Annotated in this window: 12 protein-coding genes; 6 read left to right on the forward strand and 6 right to left on the reverse strand. The window is 65.3% G+C overall.

Features of this window, described 5'->3' with window-relative positions; translation table 11 throughout:
• Positions 1-19 precede the first annotated feature (19 nt).
• Entirely contained in the window at positions 20-1,369 is a 1,350-nt protein-coding gene (locus Q7I88_RS10720) for an MFS transporter (RefSeq protein WP_305095908.1), read from the reverse strand.
• 201 nt (positions 1,370-1,570) lie between these two features.
• Here Q7I88_RS10720 and Q7I88_RS10725 point away from each other — a divergent pair, with 201 nt between their 5' ends.
• The 6 genes from Q7I88_RS10725 (at position 1,571) to Q7I88_RS10750 (ending at position 8,540) form a co-directional block, all read left to right on the forward strand.
• Positions 1,571-2,197 carry a UdgX family uracil-DNA binding protein gene (locus Q7I88_RS10725; protein WP_369426046.1) on the forward strand — a complete coding sequence of 209 codons (627 nt, stop codon included), beginning with the start codon at positions 1,571-1,573 and terminating at the stop codon, positions 2,195-2,197.
• A gap of 45 nt (positions 2,198-2,242) precedes the next feature.
• Positions 2,243-5,926 carry an error-prone DNA polymerase gene (locus tag Q7I88_RS10730; RefSeq protein WP_305095909.1) on the forward strand — a complete coding sequence of 1,228 codons (3,684 nt, stop codon included), beginning with the start codon at positions 2,243-2,245 and terminating at the stop codon, positions 5,924-5,926.
• Between the two features lie 121 nt (positions 5,927-6,047).
• Positions 6,048-6,455: a hypothetical protein gene (locus tag Q7I88_RS10735; RefSeq protein ID WP_305095910.1), complete on the forward strand. Its 408-nt coding sequence runs from the start codon at positions 6,048-6,050 to the stop codon at positions 6,453-6,455.
• Between the two features lie 22 nt (positions 6,456-6,477).
• Positions 6,478-7,107: a LysE family translocator gene (locus Q7I88_RS10740; protein WP_305095911.1), complete on the forward strand. Its 630-nt coding sequence runs from the start codon at positions 6,478-6,480 to the stop codon at positions 7,105-7,107.
• A gap of 90 nt (positions 7,108-7,197) precedes the next feature.
• Complete coding sequence (locus tag Q7I88_RS10745) at positions 7,198-8,169, forward strand: MFS transporter (protein WP_305095912.1); 972 nt, start codon at positions 7,198-7,200, stop codon at positions 8,167-8,169.
• A gap of 74 nt (positions 8,170-8,243) precedes the next feature.
• Positions 8,244-8,540 (forward strand): hypothetical protein, encoded by a 297-nt coding sequence (locus tag Q7I88_RS10750; RefSeq protein WP_305095913.1) that lies wholly within the window; start codon positions 8,244-8,246, stop codon positions 8,538-8,540.
• Here Q7I88_RS10750 and phoB read toward each other — a convergent pair whose 3' ends face one another.
• The 5 genes from phoB to pstC form a co-directional block, all read right to left on the reverse strand.
• Positions 8,541-9,230, reverse strand: a complete 690-nt coding sequence (phoB, locus tag Q7I88_RS10755) for a phosphate regulon transcriptional regulator PhoB (RefSeq protein ID WP_305095914.1) — start codon at positions 9,228-9,230, stop codon at positions 8,541-8,543.
• A gap of 64 nt (positions 9,231-9,294) precedes the next feature.
• Positions 9,295-9,975 carry a phosphate signaling complex protein PhoU gene (gene phoU, locus Q7I88_RS10760; RefSeq protein ID WP_305095915.1) on the reverse strand — a complete coding sequence of 227 codons (681 nt, stop codon included), beginning with the start codon at positions 9,973-9,975 and terminating at the stop codon, positions 9,295-9,297.
• On the reverse strand, positions 9,975-10,754 hold the full coding sequence (gene pstB / locus Q7I88_RS10765) for a phosphate ABC transporter ATP-binding protein PstB (protein WP_305095916.1): 780 nt from the start codon (positions 10,752-10,754) through the stop codon (positions 9,975-9,977). Before pstB ends, phoU begins: the two co-directional genes overlap by 1 nt.
• On the reverse strand, positions 10,748-11,998 hold the full coding sequence (gene pstA, locus Q7I88_RS10770; protein ID WP_305095917.1) for a phosphate ABC transporter permease PstA: 1,251 nt from the start codon (positions 11,996-11,998) through the stop codon (positions 10,748-10,750). The genes pstB and pstA overlap by 7 nt, the downstream gene beginning before the upstream one ends.
• Positions 11,991-13,376 (reverse strand): phosphate ABC transporter permease subunit PstC, encoded by a 1,386-nt coding sequence (gene pstC, locus Q7I88_RS10775; protein WP_305095918.1) that lies wholly within the window; start codon positions 13,374-13,376, stop codon positions 11,991-11,993. The genes pstA and pstC overlap by 8 nt, the downstream gene beginning before the upstream one ends.
• Positions 13,377-13,469: the final 93 nt, after the last annotated feature.

The following is a 13,469-nucleotide window of genomic DNA, read 5'->3' on the forward strand; positions in this document are numbered from 1 at the left end:
CGCCGTCCGACAATTGCGCTCATACAACTACCGCCTTGCGCTTGGGTTCGATCTGGCAGTCGACGATGAATGCCGCGGCGAAAATCATCACCGCAATCACCGCCAGAGTGACGAAATACCAGACGAAATTGGTGCCGAGATTCATCAGCCAGCCGCCGCCCATGACCATGGTGATCGACATGACCCGGCCCGAAGTGATGACGAAGCCGATCCCGCCGGCGCGGCAGGAATGCGGATAGCCCGAGGCCATGACGACGTAGAACACCGTGATCATCATGCTCACCAGCCCAACGGCGAGTCCTTCGAGCAGGATGATCGTCTCGCGCTGGACGGGCGTGGGTGCGCCGTCGAGCCCGCCGACCATCACGCCGAGCGCGACGATCGTCGCGAGGATCGCCGCCGCGCCGACGACCGTCACCGTTCGCGAACCGAACGTGCGGGTGGTGAAACCCGCCGAAAGGCCGCCGACAATCGAGAGAATGCCTTGCCAGAAGCTCGCCCGCAGCGCCTGGTCGAGCGGAAAACCGGCAGAAGTCAGCAGTTCGGGGGTCCAGTTGAGAATGCCGTAGACCAGCGTCGTCGTGGCGGAGAAGCTGATGACCATGCCGATGTTGAGCCGCAGGTTGCGGCGGTGGAAGACCCCGACCAGCTCGCCTTCGGGGACTCCGGCCTCTTGCAGCGATTCGGGCAACAGCTCGATATCCGCGGCGATGACCCGTGCGGCGCTCTTCTGTGCCGCCGCACGCTTGCCACGCGCCAGCAGGAACGAGGGCGGCTCGCGCAGGACTAGCACGATCAACACGCCCAGCACGATCGAGACGAGGCCGAAGATGGTGAATGCCCCGCGCCAACCATATGCGGGCAGCAGCAACGGCATGACCGCGGCGCTGATCGAGATGCCGACCGGGATGCCGACCGACAGGAACGAGACGGCGTGCGGACGCCACTTTTCCGAGACCCAGTCGCTGACCAGTGCCAGCGCGTTCGGATAGGCGGCGCCGAAGCCGAGCCCCCCGAGTACGCGCACCGCGGTCATTTCCCAGACCGTGTTCGTATGCGCCGCGATCATGGTCGAAGCGCCGAAGATGAGGCACGCGATGAACAGGGTGCGGAGCCGGCCGATCCTGTCGCCGAGCATTCCGCCGAAGAACGAGCCGAAGCCCATGCCGAACAGCGAGGCAGCCAGCGCCGGGCCGAACGATGCGCGGTCGATGCCCCATTCCTCGAGGATGACCGGGGTGACCAGCGATAGCGATTGCAGGTCGATCCCGTCGATGACCAGCAACGCCAGCCCGAAAATCATCACCACGACCTGGAAAGGCCTGAGCGGCCGGTCGGCGATCGCCGCGCTGAATGTCGACTGGCGCATGTGCTCTCCTCTTCCCGGAGCGAGTGTGTCAGCGGTTTTTGACTTCGTCCACAGCAATGCGCCGGGCGTAGGGGCTAGGCGAATCCGCCGTGAGAACATATAAGGAACAAATGTATTCGCTCGAGTCCCGTCCCAAGCCATGCATCGATCTGCGGCCCGGCGCGTTCGATGAATGTGAACATGCAGGCGAAGGAAGGAGTCATGACCGGGACAGACGAGGACGATGTGCGGCCGACGTCGCTGGCAGCTATCGACAGGGCCATTCACCAATGTCGGCGCTGCCCGATCGGCCTGCTCGACAACACCGCGGTGATGGGCGAAGGGCTCAAGCGCTCGATCCTGATGGTGGTGGGCGAGCAGCCGGGCGACCAGGAAGACCGCGCCGGCAAACCTTTCGTCGGTCCGTCCGGGCAATTGCTCGACCGCTATCTCGCCGAGGCCGGGATCGACCGCGAGGCGACCTATGTCACCAACGCGGTCAAGCACTTCAAGTTCGTCCAGCGCGGAAAGCGGCGGCTGCACCAATCGCCGACCAGTGGGGAGATCGACGCCTGTCGCTGGTGGCTCGACAGCGAGCTGGCGGTGGTGCGGCCGAAGGTCGTGCTGGCGCTTGGCGGCAGTGCGGCTCGCGGCGTGCTCGGCAAGAGCGTAACGATTTCGCGCACCCGCGGCCACCCAATCCCGCTCGACGGCGGCGGCGAGGCCTGGGTCACGGCCCATCCCTCGTATTTGCTGCGCCTGAGGGACGCGAAAAAGCGCGAGCAGGAGCGGCTGTTCAGGGCCGACCTCGCGGCGGTCGCGGAGCGGCTGGCGGAGCTTTCCGCATGATCGTCATTTTTCCTCGTCTGACTGAGGGCTGAAAGTCCGTCGGTCATGCCTGAATCCTCCGCCAGTCCCGACAAGCGGACCATCGAGCTCGATCCCTCGTCGGTAGAGCCGCCGGCGCGCGCGCCGTTCGTCGAGCTCGGCCTGATCTCGTGCTTCAGCTTCCTGCGCGGGGCTTCGGACGCGGTCGACCTGGCGCTCACGGCCCATTCGCTCGGCTACGATGCGATCGGCATTGCGGACGCCAATTCGATGGCCGGGGTGGTGCGCCTCCATGTCGAGGCCAAGACGCTCAAACTGCGCCCCCTGATCGGCTGCCGGATCGAGACGGTCGAGGGGCTCGCCTTCCTTGTCTATCCGACCGACCGCGCTGCCTACGGCCGGCTGTGTCGCCTGATCTCGGATGGGCGAATGGGCACGCTCGACGGGGGCTGGCAGGAAAAGGGCGTGTGCGAGATCTCGCTGGCGATGCTCGCCGCGCATGCCGAGGGGGTGCAGCTGATTCTGCTGCCGCCGGCGGATTTGAACCGCGAGTTCACGATTGCGGTGAAGAGCAACATTATCCCCTTTCGTCACCCCGGCCCCCGAGCCGGAGGCCAGCTTCCCTCGAACGCCGCTCCGGAAGAAAGTCGGGTCCCGGATCGAGTCCGGAACGATGAGGAAAGAGGGGCGATGTTCGTGGGCCCCCTCGCCGATATCCTCCCCCACCTGACCCGGCAGCTCCCCACGATGCGCCACCTCGCCGCATCGTATCTTTACCGCGGCGACGACATTGCCCGGATCGACCGGCTTGACGCCTTGGCCCGGGACAACGGTCTCAGTCTGTTGGCGACCAACGACGTCCACTATCACGTGCCCGATCGGCGTCCGCTGCAGGATGTGATGACCGCGATCCGCAACAAAACCACCGTGGCGCGGGCCGGACACCTGCTCCACGCCAATGCCGAGCGGCATCTCAAGGGGCCGGAGGAAATGATCCGCCTGTTCGCCCGCTGGCCGCGGGCGATCGTTGCCGCGCGCGAGGTCGCTGACGCCTGCAATTTCAGCCTCGACGAGCTGCGCTACGAATATCCCGAAGAGATTCACCCTGGCGGCATGACGCCGCAGGAATACCTCGTGCAGGAAACCTGGGCCGGGGCGGAGCGACGCTATCCCGAGGGGGTGCCGGCGAGCGTGCGTCAGACCCTCGAACGCGAACTGGCACTGATCGGCAAGCTTGAGCTGGCGCGCTATTTCCTGACCATCAAGGACATCGTCGACTATGCCCGCGGCTGCGATCCGCCGATTCTGTGCCAGGGGCGCGGTTCGGCGGCCAATTCAGCGGTCTGTTACTGTCTCGAGATCACCAGCGTCGATCCGGCGCGCCACGCACTGCTGTTCGATCGCTTCATCTCCGAGGAGCGCAAGGAGCCGCCCGATATCGACGTCGATTTCGAGCACGAGCGGCGCGAGGAGGTGATCCAGTACATCTATGCCAAGTACGGCCGCCACCGCGCCGGGCTGTGCGCCACCGTCATCCACTACCGCCCGCGCATGGCGATCCGCGAGGTCGGCAAGGCGATGGGGCTGAGCGAGGACGTGACCGGCGCGCTGGCGCGTACGGTGTGGGGCGGGTGGGGTAAGGAAATCGGCGAGGCGCATGTTGCCGAGATTGGCATGGACCTGACCGACCCCTACCTGCGGCGCGTTCTCAAGTTGACCGAGCAGATGATTGGAATGCCGAGACATTTATCGCAGCACGTCGGCGGGTTCATCCTCACCCATGGGCCTCTGACCGAGACGATCCCGATCGGCAACGGCGCCATGCCCGAACGCAGCTTCATCGAGTGGGACAAGGACGACATCGATGCGCTCGGCATCCTCAAGGTCGACGTGCTGGCGCTCGGTATGCTGACCTGCATCCGCAAGGGCCTCGATCTCCTGGCCGAGCACCACGGTCGCAGCCTGACGCTGGCCACGGTCCCGCGCGAGGACCCGGCGGTTTACGACATGCTGTGTCGGGCGGATTCGCTCGGCGTTTTCCAGGTCGAGAGCCGTGCGCAGATGAACATGCTGCCGCGCCTGCGCCCGCGCCAGTTCTACGATCTGGTGATCGAGGTGGCGATCGTGCGTCCCGGGCCGATCCAGGGCGACATGGTCCACCCCTACCTCAAGCGCCGCCGCGGCGAGGAAGCGGTCGTTCTGCCCGCGCCCGACCCGCGCCACGGCCCGCCCGACGAACTCTCCAGCATTCTCGAACGCACGCTGGGCGTGCCCATCTTCCAGGAACAGGCGATGAAGATCGCGCTCGACGCGGCCAAGTTCTCCGGGACCGAGGCCAATCGGCTGAGAAAGGCGATGGCGACTTTCCGCAGCAAGGGCATGGTCCACGAACTGGAGCAGCTGATGGTCGGGCGCATGGTCGAGCGCGGTTACGATCGCGATTTCGCCGAACGCTGCTTCAACCAGATCAAGGGCTTCGGCGAATACGGCTTTCCCGAGAGTCACGCCGCCAGCTTCGCCCATCTGGTCTACGTCTCGAGCTGGCTCAAGTGCCACTTCCCGGCGGCCTTCGCCTGCGCCTTGCTCAATTCGCAGCCGATGGGCTTCTATGCCCCGGCGCAGATCGTCCGCGACGCGCGTGAGCACGGCGTCACGGTGTTGCCGGCGGACGTGAACCGCAGCTTCTGGGATTGCACGCTGGAGGATTTGGGAGAGGAGCCGCGCGCCTGCTTCGACAAGTTCAGCACGAACGGATGCAGGGAAGACGAAAAGCAACCTCCGTTCGCCCTGAGCCTGTTGAAGGGCGTTGGCGAAACGCCGGAGAAGGGCCCTGTCGACCGCAATATCGCCTTGCGGCTCGGACTGCGCCAGGTCGACGGGCTGCCCGAGCACGTTGCCGCCCGCCTCGTCGCCGAGCGCGAGGAACGCGGGCCCTATCGCGAGGTTGCCGATTTGCGCGGCCGGGCGGGGCTCTCGCCGGCCCACGTCGAACGGCTCGCCAACGCCGACTGCTTCGGTTCGCTCAAACTGCCGCGGCGGCAGGCGCTGTGGGATGCGCGCAGCCTCGTCGCCGGACCCGACCTGCCGCTGTTTGCCCATGCCGCGGCGCGCGACGAGGGCGGCGAACGGGTCCGCACGGCTCTGCCGCACATGCCGCTCTCCGAAGAGGTCGTGGCAGATTATCAGACCACCCGGCTCAGCCTCAAGGCGCACCCGATGGCGTTCCTGCGGGCGAGCCTCGCCGAACGCGGCTTCGTGCGCGCCTGCGATCTGCGCGCACGCAAGGTCCGTTCGATGGTCCAGGTCGCCGGCGTGGTGCTGATCCGCCAGCGCCCGGGGAGCGCCAAAGGGGTGTGCTTCATCACGCTGGAGGACGAAACCGGGGTCGTGAACCTCGTCGTCTGGCCCGACCTGATGGAGAAGCAGCGCAAGGTGGTAATGGGCAGCCGCCTGATGGAGGTGCGCGGACGGGTCGAATACGACGACGAGGTGATCCACGTGATCGCCCACCATCTGGTCGATGCGACGCATGAGCTGCATAAACTGTCGGACGACCTGCTCAAGCCCTCGCTCGCCAATGGCGATCATTGCAAGAACCCGCCGGGCAAGCTGGGCCCCCGCGATGTCGATCCCGATGCGAAGGCCGCCGAACCGTGGGAAGAACCCGGACCGGGCAACCGCGATTGCGGTTACCACCGGGGGCATCCGCGCGATGTGCGGATCATTCCCAAGTCGCGCGATTTTCACTAGGCGCGATGAATGCAAGGTCGCGGTGAAGTGCCAGCTTGGGGCAAGACCAAAATCGGCGCACAATCGGCCGCGCAGGCCTGCTATACCGGCAGCCATCGCCAAACCGGAGAGGCGCCGGACCATGCCGAGAACCAGAACCGCATTGCTTTCCATCACGCTGCTGGCGATGTTGGCCGCTCCAGGCTCCGCGGCGGCGCGGCAGGACATCGTCGATGCGCGTGGCTGGCCCACACTCGACACCGCGAAGCAGGCCGGCTGTACGGCGCAAGTGCGCGGCAACGGCAAGATCTACCGCATTGCCGGGCAGGGCTTCGCGCCCGGCGCGCCGGTCTATTTTCACCTCGTCAACGACGGGATCAAGCCGGTGGAATACCGCGACATCGCCGACGGCAGCGGTGTCTGGTCGCGCTATTACGTTCCGTTCCTGTGGCACCACCGGGGCGAAACGGTGCGTGTGACGGTCGCCAGCGGCAAGTGCACGCTGGACCTCACCTTTGCCTGGCAAAGGGAGGATCCCAACCTTCGCTGACCCCGCATGGGGCGGGCGGCCCATGATCGACGCCGAAAAGCTCGTCGCCTTCGCCATGGTCACGGCGCTTACGAGCATCGTCCCGGGGCCCTCCATGCTGTTCGTCATGACCGAGACGCTGTGGCGCGGCGCCCGGTCGGGCTTTGCCGCGCTGGTCGGGATGCAGCTCGGCTACCTGTTCTGGTGGGCGCTCGCGGCGCTGGGCTTCAGCACGCTGGCGGCGCGCTTTCCCGCCGCCTTCCATGGTCTCGCTATCGGCGGGTCGCTCTACCTCGCCTGGCTTGGCATCAAGGCACTGCGGAATGCCGGCAAGGCAGCGGGCGAGACGATCGAGCCCGCCCATGCCGTCACGCGCCATGCCTTTCGCGACGGTGTATTCGTGGCGGTCGGCAATCCCAAGGCGCTGGTCTACGTCGTCGCGCTGCTGCCGCCGTTCATCGAACAGGGCCGGCCGCTGATCCCGCAGCTTGCCGTGCTGACGGTGATCGGTACCGCGCTCGATCTGCTCGTCGGCGCGATCTACATCTACGCCGGCAAAGGTCTCTCGCGGGCGATGGACCGTCCGGGCACGCGGCTGTGGATCGACCGCGGGGTGGGGGCCGCCTTCATCGTCATCGCCGCGGCAATCCTCGCCGAACTGCTGGCCGGATAATTTCGCGTGGCGCGGGACGTTTGCGTTCTGCGCGCAAATCGGGTCAACAGGGGCAGGGCGCGCCGCATACATTCCGGAAGGAAATTACGCATGGCGAGCACGGCAGATATTGGGGTCTTCCGCCCGCTTACGGAAAACCCGTTCATGCGGCTCGCCACCGTCTTCGTGTTCTACATCTTCGAAGGCGTCCCGATGGGACTGTTCTACGTCGCGATTCCGGCCTTCATGGCCAATACCGGGGCAGGCACGACGGAAATCGCCACCGTGGTCACAGCGTTCTCGCTGCCGTGGACGCTCAAGCTGATGAACGGCTTCCTGATGGACCGCTATACGTTCCTACCGATGGGCCGCCGGCGCATCTGGATCGTCGGCTCGCAGTCGGTCATGGCGCTGAGTCTGCTTATCGCGGCGTTCTTCAATCCGGTCGGAACCGACACCGCGCTCCTCTCGGTGCTCGCGTTCGTCGTCAGCACGGCCACGACATTCCAGGACGTGTCGATCGATAGCCTCGTGGTCGACATCATGAACGAGGACGAGCAGGCCAAGGCCGGCGGCATCATGTTTGGAGCTCAGACCTTCGGCATGTCGGGCGCCACGGCGGCGGGCGGATACTTCCTGCACAAGTACGGGTCCGGCGGCGCGTTCATTGCCGCTGCAGTGTTCCTGTCGTTCGGCGTCCTGTTCGCGTTACTTCTGCGCGAGCGACCGGGCGAGCGCCGCCTGCCGTGGAGCGAGGGTCGGGCGCATCCGCGCAATCTCGATATCAAGATCGACGCCTGGCTGCCCCTGCTGAGGCAGAGCTTCAAGGCGATGACCGCGCCTGCCAGTCTGATCGTGGTGCCGTTCCTGCTGGTCCGCAACGTGCCCGCGGGCATCTACGACGTCTTCAACCCGGTGCTTGCGACCCGGTATGTCGGCCTTTCGACAACGCAGTACACCAACATAACCTCGCTCAGCAGTCTGGTGGCAGGAATCGTCGGGCTGCTCGTCGGCGGCTACCTCACGGCGAAGATAGGTAAGCGCCGGGTGCTGGCAACGATGTTCGTCCTGACCGGGACCTGATCCTGGCCGCAGGCCTCCTGCCCACTTACTGGACTGACCCGGCGGTCCTCTACGCGCTCGTCTGGGGCATCGACATGTTCGGGATTTTTGTCGCCATCGCGATGATTCCGCTGGCGATGCAGGTCTGCACCCCGTCCGTGGCCGCCACCCAGTTCACGATCTATATGGCGCTGGCCAATTTCGGCCGTCCGATCGGGGCGTGGATCGTGGCCACCGCCAATTCAATCGACACCGAGTTGATTTTCTTCACCATCGGCCCGCTCATGCTCGCCGCCGCCCTAGGAACGATGTTGCTCAAGCACGGCGAGGCTTCGCAAGACGTCGAGCGGGCGACCGCTCACGGGGCCGGGGCCGGCCCGGCGGACAACTGATCAGGCGGGGTCGAACGAATACCCGGCAGAGCGCACGGTACGGATGGGGTCCTTGCTGCCCGGGAGCTCGATCGCCTTGCGCAGACGGCGGATGTGGACGTCCACCGTGCGTTCCTCGATCTCGCTGCCGTTGCCCCAGACTGCATCGAGCAACTGGTGGCGCGAGAAGACGTGGCGCGGGTGTTCCATGAAGAACGCCAGCAGGCGGTACTCGGTGGGGCCCAGTTTGAGCTCCTGGCCGCTTCGCGCGACGCGGTGCGCGGCAGGGTCGAGCCGGAGGTCGCCGAGTTCGATCGCTTCCCCGGCCAGGGCGGGCCGGACTCGCCTCAGAACGGCTGAGACGCGGGCGATCAGTTCGCGTGGGCTGAACGGTTTGGTGACATAGTCGTCGGCGCCGGTCTCGAGCCCGCGAATGCGGTCGTCTTCGGCTTCGCGCGCTGTCAGCATGATGATCGGCACGCCGGCGGTCGCCTTGCTGCGGCGCAGGCGGCGGCACACCTCTATTCCGCTGGTACCCTCGATCATCCAGTCGAGTATGACCAGATCGGGGTTGTCTTCCTCGGCCATCATCAGCGCCTCGTCCCCGTCGGACGTGGTGCGGACGTCGTACCCTTCCTTTTCGAAACGGTATTCGAGCAGCTCGGCAAGCGAACTGTCGTCCTCGACAAGCAGGAGCTTTGGCTGGGGCATGGCGGCCTAAGACAACAAAATTGTGACGCCTGCGTGACAAATCCGCGGCAACGAACGGCGCCGATCAATCGCCGCTGTCATGTTCGTCCGGCGGATATTGCCCGGTGGCGGCGTAATGCACCATCTCGGCCACGTTGGTCGCATGATCGCCGATGCGCTCGATATTCCGCGCGATGAACAGCAACTGCGCCGCGCTGCTGATGGTCTTGGGATTCTCGACCATGTGGCTGACGAGATTGCGGAAAATGCTGTCGTAGAAGGCATCCACCTTGTCGTCGGTGGCGATCACTTCGCGCGCCAGGACCGGGTCGCGGGCGGCGAACGCCGTGAGCACATCGTGTACCATTTCGGCGGCGACCTCGGCCATCGCCGGCAGCAGTGTCAGCGGTTCGAAGTGATGGCGCCCTTCGATCCGCCCGACGCGCTTGGCGATATTCTTGGCGTAATCGCCGATCCGCTCGACGACTCCGGCGATTTTCAGCGCGGCGATGATCTCGCGCAAGTCGTCGGCCATCGGCGCGCGCAGGGCGATGACGCGGACCGCGAGCTCGTCGACCTCGCTTTCCAGCCGGTCGAGCTTCTTGTCGCGCTTGACGACGCCGGAGGCGAGCTCTTCGTTGCCGCTGACCAGCGCCTGCATCGCTTCCTGGATCGCGACTTCGGCCAGCCCGCCCATCTCGGCGATCAGGCCGCGCAGACGGGTAATGTCTTCGTCGAATGCCTTAACCGTATGTTCTGCGACCATCAGCCGTACCTGCCTGTGATATAGTCCTTGGTGCGTTCCTTACTCGGATTGGTAAAGATCTGCGATGTTTCACCATACTCCACCATCTTGCCGAGGTGGAAGAAGGCTGTTCGCTGCGATACGCGGGCGGCCTGTTGCATCGAATGGGTGACGATGACGATGGCATAGCGACCGCGCAGTTCGTCGATCAGTTCCTCGATCTTCGCGGTGGCAATCGGATCGAGCGCCGAACACGGTTCGTCCATCAGGATGACTTCGGGATCGACGGCGATGGCCCGGGCGATGCATAGCCGCTGCTGCTGGCCCCCGGAAAGCGCAGTCCCCGAATCGTCGAGGCGATCCTTGACCTCCTCCCACAATCCGGCGCGGCGCAGCGATTTCTCCACGATCGCGTCGAGCTCTGCCTTGCCCTCGGCCAGTCCGTGGATGCGCGGCCCATAGGCGATGTTCTCGAAGATGGTCTTGGGGAACGGATTGGGCTTCTGGAACACCATGCCGACGCGGGCGCGCAGCTGCACCACGTCCATGCCCGAGGCGTAGATGTCCTCTCCGTCGAGCTCGATGCAGCCTTCGACCCGTGCCGTCGGGATGGTGTCGTTCATCCGGTTGAGCGCGCGCAGGAAAGTGGATTTGCCGCACCCGGACGGCCCGATGAACGCGGTGACGAACTCGGTCGGTATGTCGATTGAAACCGAATCGATCGCCTGCTTCGAACCGTAATAGACGGATACGTCGCGGGTCCGCATCTTGGCGGTGGTGGTTGTCTCGGTGGTCACCATTTCTTCTCGAAGCGGTTGCGCAGGTAGATGGCGAGGCCGTTCATGACCAGCAGGAACAGCAAAAGAACGATGATCGCGGCACTGGTGCGCTCGACGAAGCCGCGGTCGATCTCGTCGGACCACAGGAAGATCTGCACCGGCAGCACCGTAGCCGGGTCCGTGAAGCCGTCGGGGGGCGTGGCGACGAAGGCGCGCATGCCGATCATCAACAGCGGCGCGGTTTCGCCCAGCGCCCGGGCCATGCCGATGATCGTGCCGGTGAGGATGCCGGGCAGGGCGAGGGGCAGGACGTGGTGAAACACGACCTGCACGGGGCTCGCGCCGATCGCCAGCGCGCCGTCGCGAATGCTCGGGGGCACCGCCTTGATCGCGTTGCGCCCGGCGATGACGATGACCGGCATAGTCATCAGCGCCAACGTGAGGCCGCCGATCAGCGGCGCGGAGCGCATGTTGGGGAACAGCCCGAGGAACACCGCCAGGCCGAGCAGGCCGAAGATGATCGAAGGGACCGCCGCCAGATTGTTGATCGACACCTCGATCACGTCGGTCCAGCGGTTCTTCGGAGCATATTCCTCGAGGTAGAGCGCGGAGAGGACACCGACGGGGAACGCCAGCAAGAGGGTCACGATCATGGTCAGGATCGATCCCTTGAGCGCCCCCCAGATGCCCACCTGCTGCGGATCGGTGGCATCCGACCTCGCGAGAAAACCAAGGTCGAGGCGATCTTCCAGCTTGCCCTGGTCTGCGAGTTGGCGGGCGAGCGGCTTCAGGTCCAGATGGCCATCGCCGCCATAGGCATTGGCGAGATCGTCGCTCGCCGGCAGCCAGAGCACCGCTTCCTTGTCGAGCAGCGAGGGATCGGCGATGATTTGCGAGGCGGCGTTGCGCCAGGCATCGCTGTTGAGCTCGGCATAGCCCTCTGCACCGAGCGAGCGATTGCCGTAGAACTCGATGACCGCGGGCAGGCCCTGGGTCTCCAGCGCACGAATTTTTTGCGGCCCGGCCTTGATGTTCGGATCGAGGCTGAGGGCGGCCTGGCGAAAGTCGACCTTGACCGCGAGTTCGGTGCGCTGAAAGCCGCCGATGCCGTTCAGGGTCATCGTCACTAGCAGCACAAGCAATACCGCGACCGAAAAGATCACGGCCGAAAGGCCGAGGAGCTTGAAGCGCTTCTCGGCGGCATAGCGCTGGCGCAGCCGCGCCTCGTAGGCGCTCGTGCGGGTGGGGGCGACGTGTTCACTCATAGGCTTCACGGAACCGTTTTACGACGCGCAGGGCGAAGAAGTTGAGGCCCAGCGTGACGAGGAACAGCACGAAGCCGAGCGCGAAGGCGCTGAGTGTGGCCGGATGATCGAAGCTGCCTTCGCCGGTGAGCATGGCGACGATCTGGTAGGTCACCGTGGTCATGGTCTCGAGCGGGTTCGCGGTGAGATTGGCCGCGGCGCCCGCGGCCATGACCACGATCATCGTTTCGCCAATGGCCCGGCTTATCGCCAGCATCACGCCGGCAACGATGCCCGGCAGGGCGGCCGGTACGAGGACGCGGCGAATTGTCTCGTTGGTCGTGGCTCCCATCGCCAGGCTGCCGTCGCGCATGGCCTGGGGAACAGCGGCAATCGAATCGTCGGCCATCGAGGAAACGAAGGGGATGATCATCACCCCCATCACCAGCCCGGCCGCCAGCGCGCTTTCGCTCGAGGCATTCTGGATCCCGATCGCCATCGCCGCATCGCGGATCGCCGGGGCGACTGTCAGGGCGGCGAAATAGCCGTAGACCACAGTCGGTACTCCGGCGAGAATCTCGAGGATCGGTTTCAACCAGCTGCGCCAGCGCGGATCGGCGTATTGTGTCAGGTAGATTGCGCTCATCAAGCCAAGCGGAATGGCGACGATCATGGCGATGATCGCGCCAATGTAGATCGTGCCCCAGAACAGCGGGATGGCGCCATAGCGCGAAGGATCGGGGTTGGCTGCGTTGGCCATGGGGTCGGGCCCCCAGTGCAGCCCGAGCAGGAAGTCGATGGGGGAGACCATGCCGAAGAAGCGGACGGTCTCGAAAACCAGGCTGAGGAAGATGCCGAGCGTCGTCAGGATCGCCACCAGCGAGGCGAGGAGGAGCATGCCCATGATGATGCGCTCGACCTTCGTGCGCGCCGCGAAGTCGGGCCGAACCCGCAGGAAAGCGAGCCCGCCGAACAACAGGCCGATCGCCAGCGTGCCTGCCACGCCGATCAGGCGATAGCGCGCGATCGCTTCACGAAACGGCTCGACCAGGTCGGCGGCCCCGCGGTTGAACACGGTCTGAGAAGCGCCGGTCGCGACCCCGCGCGCCTCCGCCAGGATCGTTTCGCGCTGCATCCCGAACTCCGGGAGCTGGGCCGCCGCCGGGTGCGCCAATACCGATTGCATAACCAGATTTGGCGCGACCACGCTCCAGACGCCGATGAACAGCATGACCGGGATCGCAATCCACAAGGCGACGTACCAGCCATGGTAGCTCGGAAGCGCCCGCATCTGGCCCTTCGGCGACGCGCTCTTCAGGCTCCACGCGCGAGCACGCGCGGCGAGCCATCCTGCCAGTGCCAGTCCCAGACCAACCAGAAGGAGGGTTGCCCCCGACATTCTATTCCGGTTCCTTAAACATGGTGCCCGGAGCCGAAACAGGAGTGGCGCGGCAATGTCCAGCAGATAACCGGCGCGGCCTAGGCCCTGTGC

Origin of the sequence: Croceibacterium aestuarii (assembly GCF_030657335.1) — a bacterium.
GTDB lineage: Bacteria > Pseudomonadota > Alphaproteobacteria > Sphingomonadales > Sphingomonadaceae > Croceibacterium_B > Croceibacterium_B aestuarii.

Bases quoted from the DNA above. Each gene is read 5' to 3' on its own strand.
- Q7I88_RS10720 (WP_305095908.1), bottom strand. From the start codon at position 1,369: ATGCGCCAGTCGACATTCAGCGCGGCGATCGCCGACCGGCCGCTCAGG.
- Q7I88_RS10725 (WP_369426046.1), top strand. From the start codon at position 1,571: ATGACCGGGACAGACGAGGACGATGTGCGGCCGACGTCGCTGGCAGCT.
- Q7I88_RS10730 (WP_305095909.1), top strand. From the start codon at position 2,243: ATGCCTGAATCCTCCGCCAGTCCCGACAAGCGGACCATCGAGCTCGAT.
- Q7I88_RS10735 (WP_305095910.1), top strand. From the start codon at position 6,048: ATGCCGAGAACCAGAACCGCATTGCTTTCCATCACGCTGCTGGCGATG.
- Q7I88_RS10740 (WP_305095911.1), top strand. From the start codon at position 6,478: ATGATCGACGCCGAAAAGCTCGTCGCCTTCGCCATGGTCACGGCGCTT.
- Q7I88_RS10745 (WP_305095912.1), top strand. From the start codon at position 7,198: ATGGCGAGCACGGCAGATATTGGGGTCTTCCGCCCGCTTACGGAAAAC.
- Q7I88_RS10750 (WP_305095913.1), top strand. From the start codon at position 8,244: ATGTTCGGGATTTTTGTCGCCATCGCGATGATTCCGCTGGCGATGCAG.
- phoB (WP_305095914.1), bottom strand. From the start codon at position 9,230: ATGCCCCAGCCAAAGCTCCTGCTTGTCGAGGACGACAGTTCGCTTGCC.
- phoU (WP_305095915.1), bottom strand. From the start codon at position 9,975: ATGGTCGCAGAACATACGGTTAAGGCATTCGACGAAGACATTACCCGT.
- pstB (WP_305095916.1), bottom strand. From the start codon at position 10,754: ATGGTGACCACCGAGACAACCACCACCGCCAAGATGCGGACCCGCGAC.
- pstA (WP_305095917.1), bottom strand. From the start codon at position 11,998: ATGAGTGAACACGTCGCCCCCACCCGCACGAGCGCCTACGAGGCGCGG.
- pstC (WP_305095918.1), bottom strand. From the start codon at position 13,376: ATGTCGGGGGCAACCCTCCTTCTGGTTGGTCTGGGACTGGCACTGGCA.